The sequence below is a fragment of the Pseudonocardia petroleophila genome (assembly GCF_014235185.1).
GTDB classification, from domain to species: Bacteria; Actinomycetota; Actinomycetes; order Mycobacteriales; family Pseudonocardiaceae; genus Pseudonocardia; species Pseudonocardia petroleophila.
This window is the reverse complement of the sequence record NZ_CP060131.1, coordinates 3,257,082-3,275,768: the sequence shown is the minus strand read 5'-3', so window position 1 is coordinate 3,275,768 and position 18,687 is coordinate 3,257,082. Positions and strand designations below refer to the sequence as shown.

Genomic DNA, 18,687 nt, shown 5'->3' with positions numbered 1-18,687 from the left:
TTCAGGTCAAGGGATCAGAAGCCCAGCTTGCGCAGCTGGCGCGGGTCGCGCTGCCAGTCCTTCGCGATCTTCACGTGCAGGTCGAGGAACACCTTCGTGCCCAGCAGCGCCTCGATCTGGCGGCGCGAGTCGGTGCCGACCTGGCGCAGCCGGTCGCCGCCCTTGCCGATGACGATGCCCTTCTGGCTCGACCGCTCGACGTAGATGTTGGCGGTGATGTTGAGCATCGGCTCGGCCTTGGGGTGGCGGTCGCGCGGGGCCATCTCCTCGATGACGACGGCGATGGAGTGCGGCAGCTCGTCGCGCACGCCCTCCAATGACGCCTCGCGGATCAGCTCCGCGACCAGGATCTCCTCGGGCTCGTCGGTGAGGTCGCCGTCGGGGTAGAGCGGCATGCCCTCGGGCAGCCGCTTCACCAGCAGGTCGGCGACCAGCGAGGTCTGGTACCCGTCGACCGCCGAGCACGGCACGATCTCGGCGAAGTCCATGAGCTTCGAGAGCTCGGTGAGGCGGGCCATGACCTGCTCGGGCTCGGCCAGGTCGGTCTTGGTGACCACCCCGATCACCGGGGTCCGGTTCGCCACGCCGCGGAGCTCGTTGACGATGAACTCGTCCCCGCGCCCCACCGGCACGTCGGCCGGCACGCAGAACCCGATGACGTCGACCTCGGCCCACGTCTCCCGGACGACGTCGTTGAGCCGGCTGCCCAGCAGCGTGCGCGGCTTGTGCAGGCCAGGGGTGTCGATGACGATCAGCTGGGCGTCGGGGCGGTGCAGGATGCCGCGGATGGCGTGCCGCGTGGTCTGCGGGCGGCTCGAGGTGATCGCGATCTTCTGCCCGATCAGCGCGTTCGTCAGCGTCGACTTGCCCGCGTTGGGGCGGCCGACGAAGCAGGCGAACCCGGAGCGGTAGCCGTCGGGGACCGACGCGAAACCGGTCACGACGCCGTGAGCGGGGCGATGCGCTCGCCGGTGAGGCGCTCCAGGATCTCGCGGCCGATCGGCAGCGCCGCGGTGGCGGCGGGGCTCGGCGCGTTGAGCACGTGCAGGACCGAGCCCGCGCCGCTGCCCTGGTCGACGAACAGGAAGTCGTCGACGAGCGTGCCGTCGCGCTTGACCGCCTGCGCCCGCACCCCGGCGCCCGCGGGCGAGAGGTCGGAGGCCTGCACGTCGGGCAGCATCCGCTGGATCTGCTTGACCATCGCCTTCTTCGACAGCGACCGGTGCATCTCGCCGAAGCCGTAGCGCCAGTGCGTCCGCGCGATCCGCAGCATGCCGGGGTAGGCGATCGTCGAGAGGAACTCCTTGGGCTTGATCGTGCCCCAGGAGTAGCCCTCGCGGGCCAGCGCGAGCACGGCGTTCGGGCCGGCGTGCACGTGGCCGTCGATGCCGCGGGTGGCGTGCACCCCGAGGAACGGGAACGCCGGGTCCGGCACCGGGTAGATCAGGCCCTTGACCAGCGCGGCGGCCCGGTCGGAGAACCCGGAGTACTCGCCGCGGAACGGGATGATCCGGATGCCGGGGTCGGCGCCGGAGGCGACGGCCAGCTCGTCGCAGCGCAGCCCGCCGCACACGACGACCTGGGTGCCGAGCAGGTCGCCCTGCTCGGTGCGCACGACGACGTCGGCGGCCCGGCGGACGATCTGGGTGACGGCGCGGCCCAGGTGGACCTGCCCGCCCTCCTTGACGACGAGCTCCCCGAGCTTCTCCGCGATCAGCCGGTAGTCGGTGATGCCCGTGGAGGGCACGTGCAGCGCCGCGATCCCGCGGACGTTCGGCTCGTGGACGCGCATCCCGGCCTGGTCGAGCTCGGTGACCTCGACGCCGTTGGCCGCGCCCCGGCGCACCAGCTCCGCCATGCGGGGCAGCTCCTCGGGCTCGGTGGCCACGACGAGCTTGCCGCACACCCGGTGGGGCAGGTCGTGCTCGCGGCAGAACGCGACGGTCTCCGCGCAGCCCGCGACGGCCAGGCGCGCCTTGAGCCCGCCCGGGGCGTAGTACAGCCCGGAGTGGATGACGTTGGAGTTGTTGCCGGTCTGGTGGTTCGCCAGGCGGGGCTCGCGCTCCACGACAGCCACGGACCGGCCGGTGCGGGCGACGGCGTGCGCGGTGGCGAGGCCGACGATCCCGCCGCCGACCACGACGACGTCGAAGGTGGGGGTGGTCATGCGGTGGACTCCAAGCTCGTGGGGGTGTCGGTGGGCTCGTCGGCCCGGTCGAGCTGCTCGACGAGCACCGTGGTGATGCGGATGCGACCGCGGGCGTCCTTGCCGCCCTCGGCCAACAGCCGCAGGCCGGCGACCTCGGCCACCGCGCCGGGCAGCGGCACGCGGCCCAGGCGCTGGGCCAGCAGGCCGCCGACCGTCTCGACGTCGGCGGCCTCGACCGCCTCGGTCAGGTCGTTGTCGTCGGCGTCGATGCCGGGGAACAGGTCGGCGAGGTCGTCGACGGGCAGCCGGGCCGCCAGCCGCAGGCGCCCCCCGTCCAGCGGCTGGACGTCGGGCACCTCCTCGACGTCGTACTCGTCGGCGATCTCGCCGACGATCTCCTCGAGGATGTCCTCGATCGTGACGACGCCCGCGGTGCCGCCGTACTCGTCGACGACGATCGCCATGTGCTTGCGCTGCGCCTGCATCTCCTTGAGGAGCTCGTCGACGCGCTTGCTGTCGGGCACGAACGCCGGAGGCCGCATGACGGCCGCCAGCGACGTCTCCCCCGCGTGCGACGCGGCGACCAGGTCCTTGAGGTAGGCGACGCCGACGATGTCGTCGATCGTCTCCCCGAGCACCGGGATCCGCGAGTAGCCGCTCTTGAGCGCGAGCCGCACGACCTTCTCGACGGGGGTGTCGCGCTCGGTCCACACGACGTCCGGGCGCGGCACCATGACCTCGCGGACGAGGGTGTCGCCCAGCTCGAACACCGAGTGGATCATCTGGCGCTCGTCCTCGTCGACGACGCCGGTGGTGCTGGCCATGTCGACGAGCTCGCGCAGCTCCACCTCGGAGGAGAACGGGCCCTGCCGGAAGCCCTGGCCGGGGGTGATCGCGTTGCCGACCAGGATCAGCAGCGTCGTGAGCGGCCCGAGGAGCCGGGCCAGCGCCCGGATCGGCGCGGCGACGAGCAGCGCGATCCGGTACGGGTGCTGGCGGCCCAGGGTGCGCGGCCCGACGCCGACGAGCACGTAGGACACCACCAGCATGATCGCGCCGGCGAGCAGCGCGGCGGGCCACACCGGCGCGGTCTCCTCGAACAGCGTGGACTCGACGAGCGCGACGGTGAGCAGCACCGTGGCCGCGGTCTCGGCGCCCAGCCGCAGCAGCAGCAGCAGGTTGACGTGCCGCGGGCGGTCGGCGACGACGGCGGCGAGCGCGCGGGCGCCGGGGCGGCCCATCCGCACCAGCGAGTCGACGCGGGCCCGCGACACCGACACCAGTGCGGCGTCGGCGGCGGCGAACAGGCCGGCCAGCGGGACCAGCACGACCGCGGCGACGATCAGGCTCCAGTTCACGGTGCTCCAGGTGGCACGGTCACGGGTGGCACGGTCTGGGGTGGCACGGTCAGCTGTCCTCGAGTCCCGCGGCGCCGAGCACGGCGGAGTCGGTGCGGCGCTGGGCCTCGCGGGCGGCGGCCTCGGCGCGCGAGCTGCGCCAGGTGGCCAGCAGCCGGGCCTGCAGGCCGAACATCTCCCGCTCCTCCTCGGCGTCGGCGTGGTCGTAGCCGAGCAGGTGCAGCACGCCGTGCACGGTGAGCAGGTGCAGCTCGTCGGCGAGCGGGTGGCCGGCCTTGCGCGCGTTGCCCTTCGCGAACTCCGGGCACAGCACGATGTCGCCGAGCAGGGCCGGGCCCAGGTCGGGGGCGTCGGGTCGGCGGGACTCGTCGAGGAGCTCGTCCATCGGGAACGACATGACGTCGGTGGGGCCGGGCTCCTCCATCCACCGCTCGTGCAGCTCGCTCATGGCGTCCACGCTGACCGCGGTGATCGCCAGCTCCACGGCGGGGCTCACCCGCATGGCGTCGAGGGCGAACCGCGCCACCGAGGCGATGAGCGACTCGTCCATCGCGACGCCGGACTCGTTGCTGACCTCGATGGACACGCGGCCCAGGGTAGTCGGTGCCCCCGGGTAGCTTCGGCCCGGTGACGCGCGCGCAGAACTGGGCAGGCAACGTCGTCTTCTCCGCCCGGGAGGTGCACCGCCCGACCTCGGTCGAACGGCTCCAGGAGCTGGTCGCCGGGTCGGACCGGGTGCGGGCGCTGGGCACCGGCCACTCGTTCTCCCGGATCGCCGACACCCCGGGTGACCTGGTCGAGCTCTCGGCGATGCCGGACGGCACGCGCATCGACGGCGACCTCGTCACCGTCCCGGCCGGGATGCCCTTCGCCGAGCTGACGCGCCGGCTGCACGCGGCCGGGCGGGCGCTGCCCAACCTCGGTTCGCTGCCGCACATCTCCGTCGCGGGGGCGTGCGCCACCGGCACCCACGGCTCCGGCGACCGCAACGGGGTGCTCGCGACGCGGGTCCGCTCCGCCGAGCTGGTCCGGGCCGACGGCACCCTCGACACCGTCGCCGATCCCGCGTCGGTGGTGGCGCTGGGCGCGCTGGGGATCGTCACGTCGCTCACGCTGGAGACGGTGCCGGCGTTCGACCTGGCGCAGTGGGTGGTGGTCGACGTCCCGTTCCACGGCTTCGACCTGCTGCCCGAGCTGCTGGCCGGCGCCTACAGCGTCAGCGCCTTCACCCACTGGGACCAGCCGGCGTTCGACCAGGTCTGGCTCAAGCGGCTGGTCGCCGACGGCCCGCCGGAGGAGCACTGGATGGGCGGGCGCCCCGCCGACGGCGCCCGGCACATGACCCGCGGGGAGCCCACCGGCAACTGCACCGACCAGCTCGGGCGCCCCGGCCCGTCCCACGAGCGGCTGCCGCACTTCCGCGCCGGGTTCCGGCCGAGCAGCGGGGCGGAGCTGCAGTCGGAGTACCTGGTCCCCCGCGCCGACGCCGTCGCGGCCCTGCGGGCGGTCGAGGAGGTGGCCGACGTCGTCGCGCCGGTGCTGCTCGTCTCCGAGGTCCGCAGCGTCGCCGCCGACGACCTGTGGCTCAGCGCCGCGCACGGGCGCGACTCGGTGGCGATCCACTTCACCTGGGTTCCCGACGCCGACGCGGTCGCGCCCGCCGTCGCGGCCGTGGAGGCGGCGCTGGACCCGTTCGACGCCCGCCCGCACTGGGGCAAGGTCTTCACGACCCCGCCCGGACGGGTCCGCGAGCTGTGGGAGCGGCTGCCCGCGTTCGCCGCGCTGGCCCGCGACGCCGACCCGACGGGGAAGTTCCGCAACGCGGTGCTGGAGACCTACCTCCCCTGAGCGGCCTCGCGGGCGCAGGTGAGGTCCGCCGCGGGCAGCGCCAGGTCCACCAGGTAGCGGGTGGTGGCGGCGTCGGCGCAGGCGTTGGCCCCCTGCAGCACGACGGTGTGGCTGTCGTTCTCCACCGTCAGCAGCCGCGCCGCGAGCTGCCCCGCGAGCGACACCCCGTCCTCGTAGGGCGTGGCGGGGTCGCCCGTCGAGGACGCCACCAGCACCGTCGGCAGGCCCGGCGCGTCCACCGGCCCGGCCTCGCTGGTCGGGGGCACCGGCCAGAACGAGCACAGCTCCAGCACGTCCGACGAGCCGAACCCGGCGTCGAGGAACGGCGCGAGCGCCAGGTTGGTGTCGTTGATCTCGCGCGCGACGGCCCGGTCGGTGAGCCGGTCCCCGTCCATGCAGCTGATCGCCGGGAACGCCTCCAGCAGGTTGCCGTAGGAGCCGTCCGGGGCCCGGTCGTAGTAGATGTCGGCGAGGATCAGCAGCGTGGTGCCGTCCCCGCGGGCGACCTTCGCGAGCCCGTCGAGCAGCGGGGGCCACAGCGACTCGGCGTAGAGCGCCTGGATCAGCCCGGTGATCGCGTCGGCGTAGCCGAGGGTGCGCGTGGCGTCGGAGGTCGGGACGGGGGCGTCGATCAGCGGCGTCAGCAGCTCCTGGACCCGGGCCGACGCGGCCGCGGCGTCGGTGCCGAGCGGGCACTCCGGCTGCGCCGCGCAGTACGCCGCGAAGTTGTCGAACGCGCGCTGGAACCCGCGCGCCTGCGTGGTGCGCGACTCCACCGGGCCGAGCGAGGGGTCCACCGCCCCGTCGAGGACGAGCGCGCGCACCTCCTCCGGGAACTGCCGCGCGAACTCCGCCCCGATCGAGGTGCCGTAGGAGTAGCCGACGTAGGTCAGCAGGTCGTCGCCGACGACCTCGTGCGCGAGGTGCAGGTCCCGGGCGACGTCGCGGGTGCCGACGTTGGCCAGCACGTCGATCCCGACGCGCTCGGCGCAGCGGTCGGCGAACTCCTGGAACTCCTGCTCCGTCTGCGCGACGCCCTCCGGGGAGGTGTCGAGGTCGAGGTCGGCGCGCTCGGCGTCGACCTCCTCGGTGGTGGAGCAGTCGATCGCCGGCTCGCTCACCCCGACGCCGCGCGGGTCGAAGCCGATGAGGTCGAACTTCTGCGCCACCTCGCCGTCGCCGATCAGCCCGGCCAGCGCGGGCAGGAAGCTCACGCCCGACCCGCCGGGACCGCCCGGGTCGACGAACAGCGACCCGATCCGCGCGGCCGGGTCCAGCGCCTTCTGCCGCAGCATCGCGATCCGCGCGGTCGCCAGGTCGGGGTCGCCGTAGTCGAGCGGCACGTCGAGGTAGGCGCAGTCGTACCGCGGGTTCGCGTACGCCTCGCGGTCGGTGGCGGTGCGCGCGAACTCCGCGCACGGCCCCCACGCGAGCTGCTGCTCGAAGTACGGGTTGAGCGCGGGCACCGACGGCGACACCGCGGCCGGCGCGGTGACGCCCGGCCGGGCCGACGCCGGCTGGGCCGCGGCGGGCAGGGCCGCGGGGACCATCAGCGCCCCCGCCATCACGACGGCGGGCACGGCACGGCGGAGGAACGTCACCCGGCCATCCTGGCGCCCGGGCGGGCGCGCCACCACGGACACGCCACGCCCGATCGGCTAGATCCGGCCGGGTGGGCCGCGCTCAGCGGCGCCGGGCGCGCCGGTCCTGGGGAGGTCCGTTGCGGGGGGCCGCGGAGCGCAGGTCCGGCCGGGCCGTCTCGGCGTCCCAGCGGGAGTAGGCGTCGACGATGTCGGCCACCAGCCGGTGCCGCACCACGTCCTGGCTGGAGAGCTGCGAGAAGTGCACGTCGTCGACGCCGTCGAGGATCTCCCGCACCACGTGCAGCCCGGACCGGGTGCCGCCGCCGGGCAGGTCGACCTGCGTGACGTCGCCGGTGACGACGATCTTCGAGCCGAAGCCCAGCCGCGTCAGGAACATCTTCATCTGCTCGGGCGTGGTGTTCTGCGCCTCGTCGAGGATGATGAACGCGTCGTTGAGCGTGCGGCCGCGCATGTACGCCAGCGGCGCCACCTCGATCGTGCCGGCGGCCATCAGCTTCGGGATCGACTCCGGGTCGATCATGTCGTGCAGCGCGTCGTAGAGCGGGCGCAGGTACGGGTCGATCTTCTCGAACAGCGTGCCGGGCAGGTAGCCCAGCCGCTCCCCCGCCTCGACGGCCGGACGCGTCAGGATGATCCGGTTGACCGTCTTGAGCTGCAGCGCCTGCACGGCCTTCGCCATCGCCAGGTACGTCTTGCCGGTACCGGCCGGGCCGATGCCGAAGACGATCGTGTGCGAGTCGATCGCGTCGACGTAGCGCTTCTGGTTGAGCGTCTTGGGGCGGATGGTCTTGCCGCGGCGGGACAGGATGTCGAGCGAGAGCACCTCGGCGGGCGACTCCCCCAGCGTCTCGGCGCCGCTGTCGAGCATCTCGACCGTCCGGCGCACGGCGTCGGGGGCGACCTGCTGCCCGCGCTCGGCCAGCGTGATCAGCTCGGTGAAGACGCGCTCCGCGAACGCGACGTCGGCCGGGGCGCCGGAGAGGGTGAGCTCGTTGCCGCGCACGTGGACGTCGGCGTCGAGGAACTCCTCCGCGGCGCGCAGGCTCTCGTCGCGGCGGCCCAGCAGGGCGAGCAGAGCGGCGTCCGGAACGGCCATGCGGGACTGGACGGACTGCACCGGATCCGGTTCGGTCAAGGGCCCTGCTCTCTGCCTCGTCGAGCTCGATCTGTCGACCCGATGCTACCGCCATCACCGCCCGGAGCGCCCGGAGTTCGCCCCGCGCCGCTACCGGATCAGCTTCTGCACCTCGCGGAACCGGGGGTGGGTCGAGTCGCGCAGCCATTCGAACAGCACCATCTCGGTGCTGACGACCTCGGCCCCGTGGCGGCGCATCCGGTCGATCGCGAGGTCGCGGTTGACCGGGTTGCGCGAGCCGATCGCATCGGCCACGAGCAGCACGCGGTGCCGCTTCGCGAGCAGGCCGAGCACGGTCTGCAGCACGCACACGTGCGCCTCGCACCCCGCGACGACGATCTCCTCGGTCCCGGGCGGCAGCAGCGTGGCGAACCCCGCCTCCGCGACGGCCCCGAACGACGTCTTCGGCAGCACGAGCTGCGGGAGGTCGGCGAGATCGGGCACCGTCGGCCCGAGCCCGGCCGGGTTCTGCTCGGTCGCGCAGACCGGCACGTCGAGCAGCCCGGCCCCCTCGGCCAGCCTGCGGGCGTTCGCGACGACCGCCGGTCCGTCGTGGATCGCGGGCATCAGCCGCTCCTGGAGGTCCACCAGCAGCAGCGCCGACGCGTCGGAGGAGATCAGCACGGGCCCACCGTAGGCGTCAACCGGCCAGCCGGGTAGCCGCGTCGCGGCAGGCGCGCCACGCGTCGGTCGAGGGGTCGATGACGGCGAAGTGGTCCACGCCGGGCAGCGTCACGAGCTCGTCGCCCGACGCCGCCGTGAACCGCTCGCTCTGCCGGATCGGCACGTTGCCGTCGGCGGTGCCGTGCACGCACACGACCGGCACCCCGATCGGCACCCGCGCGACCGGCGACCCCACCGCGTACCGGTCGGGGACCTCCCGCGGCCCGCCGCCCATCAGGTCGGTCACCGCCGCCCCGCCGACGCCCTGCTCCACGGCGTCGACCAGGTCGAGCACCCCGGCCTGGCTGACGGCCCCGCGCAGCCGCACCGCCGGCCCCGCCCCGGGTGCCCCGGCGGGCAGGCCCGGCCGCGCCGCCAGCCACGCGACGAGGTGCCCGCCCGCGGAGTGCCCGACGGCGACGACCCGCTCCAGGTCCAGCCGCGGGTCGGCGTCGGCCAGGCGGTCCAGCGCGGCGGCGACGTCGTCGAAGGTGGCCGTCCAGCCGCCCCCGTTCCCGACGCGGCGGTACTCGACGTTCCAGGCGGCGAACCCGTGGTTCGCCAGGTCGACCGCCAGCGGGCGGCCCAGCTCCAGGCCGAAGGAGCTCCGCCAGAACCCGCCGTGCACGACCATCACGACCGGGGCCGGGCCGTCGCCCGCCGGCAGCGTCAGCTCGCCGAACTGGCTGGGGTCGGGGCCGTAGTCCAGGCGCAGCGGCTCACCGGTCCCCTCCCCCGGCACCGGCCCGGTGGAGCAGGCGGCCAGCGCGGGCAGCAGCAGGGCGAGACCGGAGAGCAGTCGGCGGCGGGGCACGGACGCGATCATGGCAGGCGTTCGCCGGTGGGACGCCGGGAGTTCGGCCCGGACGTCGCGCCGCGGTGGACGTGGGGGGACACCCACCGCGGCGCGACCCCGCCGGGTGGGGGGGACCCCCCGGCGGCCCACGGGTGCGAGCACCCGCGGCTGCGGGCCGGGCGCACACGGCGACCGGACGCGGCAGACGATAGTCCGCCGGACCGGCGCGCCCCAGTCCCCGGCCCGGATCCGTGGCGTGGCGTCGGCGTGTCGAGCCGTCCGGATCAGCCCGGGTGGAGAGGGGTCCAGCGGCCGGTGAGGACCCCGAGCGCACCCAGGGCCACGGCGGCGGCGGTCGAGGCGCGCAGCACCTCCGGGCCGAGCCGGACGGGCCGGGCCCCCGCCGCGACGAGCGCGCCCAGCTCGTCGTCGGTGATCCCGCCCTCCGGGCCGACGACGAGCAGCACGTCACCGTCGGGCGGGAGCGGCACGGAGGCCAGCGTCGCGGTGGCCGCCTCGTGCAGCACGAGCGTGCAGGCGACGTCCGCGACGCGCCGGAGCAGCGCCGGCGTCCCGACCGGATCCTCGACGACCGGCAGCCACGGCCGCCGCGCCTGCTTCGCCGCCTCGCGGGCGGTGCTGCGCCAGCGGGCGAGCGCCTTGTCGCCGCGCGGTCCGTCCTCCCAGCGGGCGACGCAGCGCGCCGCGCGCCAGGGCAGCACCCCGTCGACGCCCGCCTCGGTGGAAAGCTCGACGGCCAGCTCCCCGCGGTCGCCCTTGACCAGCGCCTGCGCGAGCAGCACCCGCGGCGCGGGCGCGGCGGACACCCGCCGCGCGGTGATCCGCACGTCGACGCGGTCGCGCCCCACCCCGTCGACGACGCCGTGGGCCAGCCCCCCGACGCCGTCGGCGAGCTGCACGACCTCCCCGACCCGGATCCGCCTGACCGTCGAGGCGTGCCGCCCCTCGGCGCCGTCGAGCACGACGACCCCGTCGGCCGGCAGCGCGTCGACCAGGAAGAGCGGGGCGGTGCTCACCGGGTCGGGCTCATCGGCCGAACGAGTCGCGCAACCGCCCGAACAGGCCGTGGCCGTTGCGGCCCGAGCCGACCCCGGGCTGCTCCTCGCCGCGCAGCGCGGCGAGCTGGCGCAGCAGCTCGCTCTGCTCCTTGGTGAGGTTGGTCGGCACCACGACGTCGACGTGGACCATGAGGTCGCCGTGCCCGTCGACGCGGCCGGTGGAGCGCAGCCGGGGCATGCCCTTGCCGCGCAGCGTGCGCACGGCGCCGGTCTGGGTGCCGGGCTCGATGGTGATCTCGTGGGTCCCGTCGAGGGTCGGCAGCGGGAGCGCGGTGCCCAGCGCGGCCGCGGTCATCGGGAGCTTGACGGTGCAGTGCAGGTCGGCGCCGTCGCGCGTGAACAGCTCGTGCGGCTCCTCGTCGACCTCGACGTACAGGTCGCCGGCCGGGCCGCCGCCCGAGCCGACCTCGCCCTGCCCGGCCAGCCGCACGCGCATGCCGTCGGCCACGCCGGCGGGGATGCGGACACCGACGGTGCGGCGCGAGCGCACCCGCCCGTCGCCGCCGCACTGGTGGCACGGGTCCGGGATGACCTCGCCGAACCCGCGGCAGTTCGGGCACACCCGCGACGTGACGACTTGACCCAGGAACGAGCGCTGCACGCTCTGCACCTCGCCGCGGCCCGCGCAGATGTCGCAGCGGGTGGGCGCGCTGCCGGGCGCGCAGCCGGACCCCGTGCACTCGGTGCACAGCAGGGCCGTCTCGACGGCGAGGTCGCGGGTGACGCCGACCGCGCACTCCTCGAGCGTCAGCTGCATCCGGATCAGCGCGTCGGCGCCGGGCTGCACGCGGCTGCGCGGCCCGCGGCCCCGCCCGCCGCCGCCCTGGCCGCCGAAGAAGGCGTCCATGATGTCGCCGAAGCCGAACGCCCCGAAGTCGCCCGCGCCGCCGCCCCCACCGCCGTTGCCCAGGGGGTCGCCGCCGAGGTCGACGATGCGCCGCTTCTCCGGATCGGACAGCACCTCGTAGGCCGCCCCGACCTCGGCGAAGCGCTCCTGCGCCCCCGGGTCCGGGTTGACGTCGGGGTGCAGCTCGCGGGCGAGCCTGCGGTAGGCCCGCTTGATCTCGTCGGTTCCGGCGTCGCTCGAGACACCCAGAATCGCGTAGTAGTCCCGTGCCACGTGCGTGTTCCCCATGGTCCTTCTCGATAGGTCGTGCGAACGAAACGTCGAACTAGCGTCCCGCCAGGATCTCACCCACGTAACGGGCGACGGCATGCACCGCCGCGATGCTCCCGGGGTAGTCCATCCGGGTGGGTCCGACCACACCCATTCCGCCCAGTACCGTGCCCGTCCCGTAGCCGATGGACAGCACCGAGGTGTCGCGCATCTCCTCGGCCTCGTTCTCCTCCCCGATCCGGACGGTGACCGTGCCCGGGTCCTGCGCCGAGGCGAGCAGCTTGAGCACGACGACCTGCTCCTCCAGCGCCTCCAGCACGGTGCGCAGGGACCCGGGGAAGTCGGCGACGTTGCGGGTGAGGTTGCCGGTCCCGCCGAGCACCAGCCGCTCCTCCGGGTGCTCGACGAGCGTCTCGATGAGCACCGTCGCGATCGTCGTGACGACGTCGCGCAGGTCGGAGGGGGCCGTGCCGGGGAGGTCGGCGACGGCGACGGACGCCGCCGCGAGCGCGCGCCCGGTGAGCGAGGCGCCGAGCAGGGCCCGGATCCGGGCGACGTCGTCGTCGGTGAGGACCTGGCCGAGGTCGACGACCCGCTGGTCGACGCGCCCGGAGTCGGTGATCAGCACCAGCATCAGCCGGGCCGGGGTGAGCGAGACGACCTCGCAGTGCCGCACGGTGGAGCGCGTCAGCGTGGGGTACTGCACGACGGCGACCTGCCGGGTGAGCTGCGCGAGCAGCCGCACGCTGCGCCGCATCACGTCGTCGAGGTCGACCGCGCCGTCCAGGAACGCGGTGACGGCCCGGCGCTCGGCCGCGCTCAACGGCTTGACCTGCGTCAACCGGTCGACGAAGAGCCGGTAGCCCTTGTCGGTGGGCACCCGGCCCGCGCTGGTGTGCGGCTGGGCGATGAGCCCGTCCTCCTCCAGCACGGCCATGTCGTTGCGCACCGTGGCGCTCGACACCCCGAGGTTGTGCCGCTCCACGATCATCTTGGAGCCGACCGGCTCCTGCGTGGACACGTAGTCGGCCACGATCGCGCGGAGCACGGCGAACCGCCGCTCTTCGGCGTTCATGCGGCACCTCCCCGGTGGGTACTGGCGTTCGCTCCAGTCTAGATGTGGGATGGAGCCCGTGCTGATCCGTCGATCGGTGCTCGACGCGATCGTGGCCGGCACCGTCACCCAGGCCTTCCGCCGCTGGTCACGCGCCCGCGTGCGCCCCGGGACGATGCTCCGCACGGCCGTCGGGCTGGTCGAGGTGCTCGCCGTCGACGTGGTGGACGAGGCGCAGCTCACGCCCGAGGACGCCCACCGGGCCGGGTACGCGTCGCTGGAGCGGCTGCGGGAGGAGAACGCGCGCCGCGACGGGACCCTGTTCCGCGTCGTGCTGCGGCCCGGCGGGGACGATCCGCGGGTCGCGCTGCGGTCCGCGGCCGACCTGTCCGCCGAGGACCGGGCCGCGATCGACGCCCGGCTGGCCCGGATGGACCGGGGCAGGCCGTGGACCGCCGAGGTCCTCGCCCTCGTCGCCGCGCACCCCGGCGTCCGCGCCCCCGACCTCGCCGCGCGCCTGGGCCGGGAGACGGCGCCGTTCAAGCGGGACGTCCGCAGGCTCAAGGAGCTGGGGCTGACCGAGAGCCTGCCGGTCGGCTACCGCCTCTCGCCGCGGGGCCGCGCGTACCTGCACGTGCGCCGGGCGGCGGAACCGATGGACGTCGGCCCGCCCGACGACCTGCGGGGCCGGCGCGGATGACCGTGCTCGTCCGGGCCGCCTCGGCCTGACGGCGCCGCCCGCCGACCCGGGACGCACCGGCGCAGAACCGCGACCACACGCCGGCGGTGGCAGTGTGGGCGTACGTGGCCGTCCCCCGCTTCTCCCGCCGCTGGCTGCTCGTCGGCGCCGGGGCCGCCGCGCTCGTGGGCGCCGGGGTGCTGCCGCGGCCGGTCGGGGCCGTCGCCGACGAGCCGCCCGACGCCCTGCGCGAGCGGGTCCTCGCCGCGTCGGCCGGCCCCTACGTCGGCTACGCCGAGAGCAGCGCGCGGCTCGGGCTGCCGCAGCTCCCGCAGCTGGAGTCGGCCGTCGCGCTGCTCACCGGCACCACGCGGATCCGGGCGTTCGTCGCGTCGCCGGAGCGGTTCCGGGTCGACGAGCTGACCGCGGTCGGCGAGCGCGGCACCTACCGCCTCGACGGGCGCGAGTACGGCTGGGACTTCGACGCCGACCAGCTCACCGGCATCACCGGCACCGCCCCGCTGCGCCTGCCGCGGGCCGCCGACCTGCTGCCGCCCGAGCTGGCCCGGCGGCTGCTGCGCCTCGCCCCGGGCGACCCGGTGACGACGGTCCCGCCCCGCCGCGTCGCCGGGCGGACCGCGGCCGGGCTGCGGCTCGTGCCGTCCGACCCGGACACCACCATCGGCCGCGTCGACGTGTGGGCCGACGCCGACACCGGCCTTCCCCTGCGGGTCGACGTGGCCCCGCGGGACGGGGAGCCGCTGCTCACCACGGCGTTCACCGAGGTCGACACCCGCGCCCCCGACGACGCGGACCTGCTCCCCGGCCTCCCGCCCGGCGCGGGGTTCGTCAGCGCCGACGCCGCCGAGATCGCCGGGGCCCTGCGCCAGCTCGACGCCCCGGAGCCGCCGGAGGTCCTCGCCGGCCGCGCCCGCGTCCCGCTCACCGCGACCCCCGGCTCGGAGCTGCCCGGCGTCGGGCTCTACGGCACCGGGCCCGCCGGGTTCGCGCTGTTCCCGGTGAGCCGTGAGATCGCCGACCGCGCCGTCGACGGGGCCGCGCTGGCGGGGGCCACCGCGGTGGAGGCCGGGCGCGGGCGGGCCGTCGTACTCGGCACCCCGCTGCTGACGCTCGGCGTGCTGGCCCGCGGCAGGCGCGGGACCCTGCTCATCGGCACCGTCGCCGCCGACCAGCTCCAGCAGGCGCTGCTGGAGCTCCCCGACCGAAGGCGGCAGTAGCCATGATCCGCACCACCGGCCTGACCAAGCGCTACGGCCGCGTCACCGCCGTCGACGGCGTCGACCTGCACGTCCCTCCCGGCGTCCGCTTCGGCCTGCTCGGGCCCAACGGCTCCGGCAAGACCACGCTCGTGCGGATGCTGCTCGGCCTCGTCCACCCCACCGCCGGGTCGGTCGAGCTGCTCGGCGCCGCCATGCCGCGGCACGCCGCGTCGGTGCTCCCGCGCGTCGGCGCGCTGGTGGAGAACCCGGCGTCGTGGGCGCACCTGTCCGGGCGCGCCAACCTGCGCCTGCTCGACGCCGCGGGCTCCGGCGGGCGGCGCCGCGACCGGCGCAGGCGCGTCGAGGAGGCGCTGGAGCGGGTCGGGCTCGGCGGCGTCGACCGGCGGCCCGTCCGCGCCTACTCCCTGGGCATGCGCCAGCGTCTCGGCATCGCCGCCGCGCTGCTGCGCTCCCCCGAACTGCTGCTGCTCGACGAGCCCACCAACGGCCTCGACCCCCGCGGGATCGGCGAGATGCGCGAGCTGCTCACCGCGCTGAACGCCGCCGGGACGACCGTCGTGCTCTCCTCGCACCTGCTGACGGAGGTGGAGGCGCTGTGCACGCGGGTCGGGGTGATGGACGCCGGGCGGCTGGTGCTCACCGAGGACCTCGCCGCGCTGCGCACCCCCACCGGCCTGGTCGTGCTGCGCACCCGCGACCCGGCGCGGGCGGTGGACGTGCTGGGCCGCGCAGTCGTCGCGCGCTCCGGCGACACGGTGACGGTGCGCGCCGACGACCCGGCCGCGCTCAACGCCCACCTGGTCTCCTCGGGCGTCGCGGTCGCGGAGCTGGCGGCCCAGCGGCGCAGCCTGGAGCAGGTGGTGCTGGAGCTGACCGGGCCCGGCGCGGACCGGGTGGACCCGGGCCGCGCCGACCGGGCCGGCCCGCCGCACCAGGGGGACGCCGTCCCGGTCCGCGGAGGCGTGCGGTGATCGGGGTCGAGCTGTCGCTGATGTTCCGGCGCCGCCGCGTGTGGCTGTGCTGGGCGCTGCTCTGCGCCCTGCCCGCCCTGATCGCGGCCCTGCTCGCGGGCACCGGGATCGCACCCGCGCCGGGGCAGGGCGGGGCGTTCCTGTCCGCGGTGGTGAGCAACGGGCAGCTGTTCCCGGCCGCGGCGCTCGCGATCGTGCTGCCGGTGTTCCTGCCGATCACCGTCGCCGTCGTCTCCGGCGACACCGTGGCGGGCGAGGCGAACGCGGGCATGCTGCGCTACCTGCTGGTCCGGCCCGTCGGGCGGCTGCGGCTGCTGGTCGCGAAGCTCGTGTCGACGGCGGCGTTCGTGCTGCTCGCGGTGCTGTTCGTGACAGTGACGGCGTACGTCGTCGGGGTGGCGGCGTTCGGGTTCGGCCCCGACGCCGCGGCGGGCGGGGCGGGTGCGGTCACGTCGCTGTCCGGCACGGTGCTCAGCCCCGCGCAGCTGGCCGGGCGCACGCTGCTCACCGTCGGCTACCTCGCGGTCTGCATGCTCGCGATCGGCGCGATCGGGCTGTTCTTCTCCACGCTCACCGACTCCCCGCTCGCCGCGGCGCTGGGCGTCCTCGCCGTGGTGGTGACGAGCGCGGCCCTGCTCCCCCTGGAGGCCGCCGACGCGATCGAGCGGTTCCTGCCGACCACCCACTGGCTCGCCTGGATCGACCTCTACCGCGACCCGATCGCCTGGTCGGCGGTGCGCGAGGGGATCGGGGTGCAGCTCGCCTACGTCGCCGTCGCGTTCGGGGCGGCGTGGGCGAACTTCGCGACGAAGGACGTCACGAGCTAGGGCAGCCCGCCACCTCGACGGGGCCGGGGCCCAGCGCGTCGAGCACCAGCCCGGCCACCCGCGCGTCGGTGGGCAGCTCCCCGTGCCCGACGACGGCCCCCGCGCACACGTCCTGGAGCTGCACGTTCGTGGCGCCGGGCAGCCGCGCGGTGTCGGGCGGGGTGACGACCTCGTCGTCGGCGGACCACACCGACAGCCACGGCACCAGCGTCCCGACCCGGGCCGCGGCCAGCTCCGCCAGCTCGGCGCTGCCCGGCGCGATCTGGCGGCAGGCGGGAGGGCAGGCGTCCGGGAGGGCGGCGGCCCCCGCCCCGGCCAGCGAGGTGCCGCCCAGGGGCGAGCCGAGCGTCACGACGCGCCGGGCCTTCGCCGCGCCGTCGTCGCGGGCGACCCACAGCCCCGTGACGACCCCGCCCGCCGAGTACCCGACGACGTCGACGGACGGCGCGCCCGCGGCCAGCTCGGCGTCGACGGCGTCGTCGAGCACGCGGACCTGCGCCGACAGGTCACCGGTGCCGTCGCCGGGGAGCTGCAGGACCCGCGCCGCGCGGCCGGTCGCGGCGATGCGCTCCGCGAGCGCGCCCAGCGCCGCGGAGTTCCCGCCGTAGCCCGGCACGAGCAGCACCGGCCCGGGCACGTCCTGGGCGGGCCGGGAGTCCGGGTCGACCGCGGGCCCGCGCCCGGACAGCACCCCGACCGCGACCCCCACCGCCCCCAGCACGACGAGCAGCGCCGCCACGAGCACCAGCACCCGCCTCCGCGGGCTCACGCCCCCGTACCCCTCACGCCGAGAAGGCGTGCGTCGACGGCGAACTCGCCCCGGGGAGCGGCGAACTCGTGGCGGGGAGCGGCGAACTCGCGGCGGGGAGCGGCGAACTCGTGGCGGGGAGCGGCGAACTCGCGGCGGGGAGCGGCGAACTCGCCGGGGGGAGACCCTCCTGCCCCGCGAGTCTGCCGCTCCCACCCGGCGAGTTCGCCGTCGGCGTACGGGGTGTTCGCCGTTCGCGTACGGGTCACACCGGGGCCGCGGCGAGCAGGGCGTGCACGACGCCGTCGGCCAGCAGCCGGCCGCGGCGGGTCAGGACCGCGACGCCGCCGTCCAGCTCGAGCAGGCCGTCGGCGGCGGCGCGGTCGGCGGCGGCGCGGCCGGGGGCGTCGAGGAGGTCCAGGGGCAGGCCCGAGCGCAGGCGCAGGCGCAGCATCACGCGCTCGGTGTGCCGCTCGGGGTCCGTGAGCTCCTCGCGGCCGGCCTCGGCCGACCCCTCCGCCACGGCGGCGGCGTACCGGGCGGGGTGCTTGACGTTCCACCAGCGCGACCCCGCCAGGTGCGAGTGGGCCCCCGGGCCGAGTCCCCACCAGTCGCCGTCGAGCCAGTAGCCGAGGTTGTGGCGGCACTGCGCCTCCGGGGCGGACGCCCAGTTCGACACCTCGTACCAGCCCAGGCCGGCGGCGGAGAGACGGTCGTCGATCAGCTCGTAGCGGGCGGCCGCCACGTCGTCGTCGGGGGCGGGCAGCTCGCCGCGGGCGACCCGGCGGGCCAGCGCGGTGCCGTCCTCGACGATCAGCGCGTACGCCGAGACGTGGTCGACCCCCGCGTCGAGGACGGCGTCCAGTGAGGCGCGCAGGTCGTCGTCGGTCTCGCCGGGGGTGGCGTAGATGAGGTCGAGGTTGACGTGCGCGAGCCCGGCGGCCCGCGCCTCCCGCGCCGCCTCGACGGCCCGGCCGGGGGTGTGCCGGCGGTCCAGCACGCGCAGCACGTGCGGCGCGGCGGACTGCATGCCCAGCGACACCCGGGTGAACCCGGCCGCGACCAGCCCGGCGAAGAACTCCGGCGACGTCGACTCCGGGTTGGACTCGGTCGTGACCTCGGCGCCGGGCGCCAGCCCGAACGCGTCCCGGACCGCCCCCAGCACCTCGCCGAGGCGCTCCGCCCCGATCAGCGACGGCGTGCCGCCGCCGACGAACACGGTGTCGACGGCCCGCTCCCCCACCGCGGCCGCGGCGATCTCCAGCTCGCTGCGCACGGCGGCGAGCCAGCCGTCCGGGGACGCGCCGGACCCGTCGAGCTCGGAGGCGGTGTAGGTGTTGAAGTCGCAGTAGCCGCAGCGCGCCGCGCAGAACGGCACGTGGACGTAGATCCCGAACGGAGGCGGCACGACTCCCGAG

General features: G+C 75.6%; 18 protein-coding genes and 1 pseudogene. 6 read left to right on the top strand and 13 right to left on the bottom strand.

Going from position 1 to position 18,687, the window contains the following annotated elements; translation table 11 throughout:
* Positions 1 to 14: 14 nt before the first annotated feature.
* From era to ybeY, 4 genes are read right to left on the bottom strand one after another with little or no spacing between them, the layout of a single operon-like run.
* Positions 15 to 941, bottom strand: coding sequence for a GTPase Era (gene era / locus H6H00_RS16310; protein ID WP_185716620.1), 927 nt, complete (start codon positions 939 to 941; stop codon positions 15 to 17).
* Positions 938 to 2,167, bottom strand: coding sequence for an L-2-hydroxyglutarate dehydrogenase (gene lhgD, locus H6H00_RS16305; protein ID WP_185716619.1), 1,230 nt, complete (start codon positions 2,165 to 2,167; stop codon positions 938 to 940). Before lhgD ends, era begins: the two co-directional genes overlap by 4 nt.
* On the bottom strand, positions 2,164 to 3,507 hold the full coding sequence (locus tag H6H00_RS16300) for a hemolysin family protein (protein WP_185716618.1): 1,344 nt from the start codon (positions 3,505 to 3,507) through the stop codon (positions 2,164 to 2,166). The genes lhgD and H6H00_RS16300 overlap by 4 nt, the downstream gene beginning before the upstream one ends.
* Positions 3,508 to 3,556: 49 nt before the next feature.
* Entirely contained in the window at positions 3,557 to 4,093 is a 537-nt protein-coding gene (gene ybeY / locus H6H00_RS16295) for an rRNA maturation RNase YbeY (RefSeq protein WP_185716617.1), read from the bottom strand.
* Between the two features lie 41 nt (positions 4,094 to 4,134).
* On the opposite strand from ybeY, the gene H6H00_RS16290 reads away from it, so the two are divergent.
* Positions 4,135 to 5,355 carry a D-arabinono-1,4-lactone oxidase gene (locus H6H00_RS16290; protein ID WP_185716616.1) on the top strand — a complete coding sequence of 407 codons (1,221 nt, stop codon included), beginning with the start codon at positions 4,135 to 4,137 and terminating at the stop codon, positions 5,353 to 5,355.
* On the opposite strand, the gene H6H00_RS16285 is transcribed toward H6H00_RS16290, so the two are convergent.
* From H6H00_RS16285 to hrcA, 7 genes are all read right to left on the bottom strand, one after another.
* Positions 5,343 to 6,956 carry an alpha/beta hydrolase gene (locus H6H00_RS16285; protein WP_255425219.1) on the bottom strand — a complete coding sequence of 538 codons (1,614 nt, stop codon included), beginning with the start codon at positions 6,954 to 6,956 and terminating at the stop codon, positions 5,343 to 5,345. The two genes, H6H00_RS16290 and H6H00_RS16285, sit on opposite strands and share 13 nt — an antisense overlap.
* Positions 6,957 to 7,038: 82 nt before the next feature.
* Positions 7,039 to 8,055 (bottom strand): PhoH family protein, encoded by a 1,017-nt coding sequence (locus H6H00_RS16280; protein ID WP_185722492.1) that lies wholly within the window; start codon positions 8,053 to 8,055, stop codon positions 7,039 to 7,041.
* A 129-nt stretch (positions 8,056 to 8,184) separates the two neighbouring features.
* Positions 8,185 to 8,718, bottom strand: coding sequence for an isochorismatase family protein (locus tag H6H00_RS16275; RefSeq protein ID WP_185716615.1), 534 nt, complete (start codon positions 8,716 to 8,718; stop codon positions 8,185 to 8,187).
* A gap of 16 nt (positions 8,719 to 8,734) precedes the next feature.
* Complete coding sequence (locus H6H00_RS16270) at positions 8,735 to 9,571, bottom strand: alpha/beta hydrolase family protein (RefSeq protein WP_255425218.1); 837 nt, start codon at positions 9,569 to 9,571, stop codon at positions 8,735 to 8,737.
* 266 nt (positions 9,572 to 9,837) lie between these two features.
* The gene (locus H6H00_RS16265) at positions 9,838 to 10,590 is read right to left on the bottom strand and encodes a 16S rRNA (uracil(1498)-N(3))-methyltransferase (protein WP_185716613.1); all 753 of its coding nucleotides are present in this window, start codon (positions 10,588 to 10,590) and stop codon (positions 9,838 to 9,840) included.
* A 10-nt stretch (positions 10,591 to 10,600) separates the two neighbouring features.
* On the bottom strand, positions 10,601 to 11,752 hold the full coding sequence (gene dnaJ, locus H6H00_RS16260; protein ID WP_185722491.1) for a molecular chaperone DnaJ: 1,152 nt from the start codon (positions 11,750 to 11,752) through the stop codon (positions 10,601 to 10,603).
* Between the two features lie 52 nt (positions 11,753 to 11,804).
* Positions 11,805 to 12,824, bottom strand: coding sequence for a heat-inducible transcriptional repressor HrcA (hrcA, locus tag H6H00_RS16255; RefSeq protein ID WP_185716612.1), 1,020 nt, complete (start codon positions 12,822 to 12,824; stop codon positions 11,805 to 11,807).
* Positions 12,825 to 12,882: 58 nt separating this feature from the next.
* On the opposite strand from hrcA, the gene H6H00_RS16250 reads away from it, so the two are divergent.
* The 4 genes from H6H00_RS16250 (at position 12,883) to H6H00_RS16235 (ending at position 16,521) form a co-directional block, all read left to right on the top strand.
* Positions 12,883 to 13,503, top strand: a complete 621-nt coding sequence (locus tag H6H00_RS16250) for an ASCH domain-containing protein (RefSeq protein WP_185716611.1) — start codon at positions 12,883 to 12,885, stop codon at positions 13,501 to 13,503.
* A gap of 104 nt (positions 13,504 to 13,607) precedes the next feature.
* The gene (locus H6H00_RS16245; protein WP_185716610.1) at positions 13,608 to 14,720 is read left to right on the top strand and encodes a sigma-E factor regulatory protein RseB domain-containing protein; all 1,113 of its coding nucleotides are present in this window, start codon (positions 13,608 to 13,610) and stop codon (positions 14,718 to 14,720) included.
* Between the two features lie 2 nt (positions 14,721 to 14,722).
* Positions 14,723 to 15,694: an ABC transporter ATP-binding protein gene (locus tag H6H00_RS16240; RefSeq protein ID WP_185716609.1), complete on the top strand. Its 972-nt coding sequence runs from the start codon at positions 14,723 to 14,725 to the stop codon at positions 15,692 to 15,694.
* Complete coding sequence (locus H6H00_RS16235) at positions 15,691 to 16,521, top strand: ABC transporter permease (protein WP_185716608.1); 831 nt, start codon at positions 15,691 to 15,693, stop codon at positions 16,519 to 16,521. The genes H6H00_RS16240 and H6H00_RS16235 overlap by 4 nt, the downstream gene beginning before the upstream one ends.
* Here the strand turns inward: H6H00_RS16235 and H6H00_RS16230 are convergent.
* The gene (locus H6H00_RS16230; protein WP_185716607.1) at positions 16,511 to 17,290 is read right to left on the bottom strand and encodes an esterase/lipase family protein; all 780 of its coding nucleotides are present in this window, start codon (positions 17,288 to 17,290) and stop codon (positions 16,511 to 16,513) included. The two genes, H6H00_RS16235 and H6H00_RS16230, sit on opposite strands and share 11 nt — an antisense overlap.
* A gap of 50 nt (positions 17,291 to 17,340) precedes the next feature.
* On the opposite strand from H6H00_RS16230, the pseudogene H6H00_RS32840 reads away from it, so the two are divergent.
* Positions 17,341 to 17,439 (top strand): annotated as a pseudogene (locus tag H6H00_RS32840) (hypothetical protein); the annotation flags it as partial.
* Between the two features lie 95 nt (positions 17,440 to 17,534).
* Here the strand turns inward: H6H00_RS32840 and hemW are convergent.
* Positions 17,535 to 18,677, bottom strand: a complete 1,143-nt coding sequence (gene hemW / locus H6H00_RS16220) for a radical SAM family heme chaperone HemW (protein ID WP_255425216.1) — start codon at positions 18,675 to 18,677, stop codon at positions 17,535 to 17,537.
* Between the last annotated feature and the right edge of the window lie 10 nt (positions 18,678 to 18,687).

Coding starts and splice junctions, on each gene's coding strand:
- lhgD (WP_185716619.1), bottom strand. CDS start 2,167: ATGACCACCCCCACCTTCGACGTCGTCGTGGTCGGCGGCGGGATCGTC.
- H6H00_RS16280 (WP_185722492.1), bottom strand. CDS start 8,055: ATGGCCGTTCCGGACGCCGCTCTGCTCGCCCTGCTGGGCCGCCGCGAC.
- hrcA (WP_185716612.1), bottom strand. CDS start 12,824: ATGAACGCCGAAGAGCGGCGGTTCGCCGTGCTCCGCGCGATCGTGGCC.
- H6H00_RS16240 (WP_185716609.1), top strand. CDS start 14,723: ATGATCCGCACCACCGGCCTGACCAAGCGCTACGGCCGCGTCACCGCC.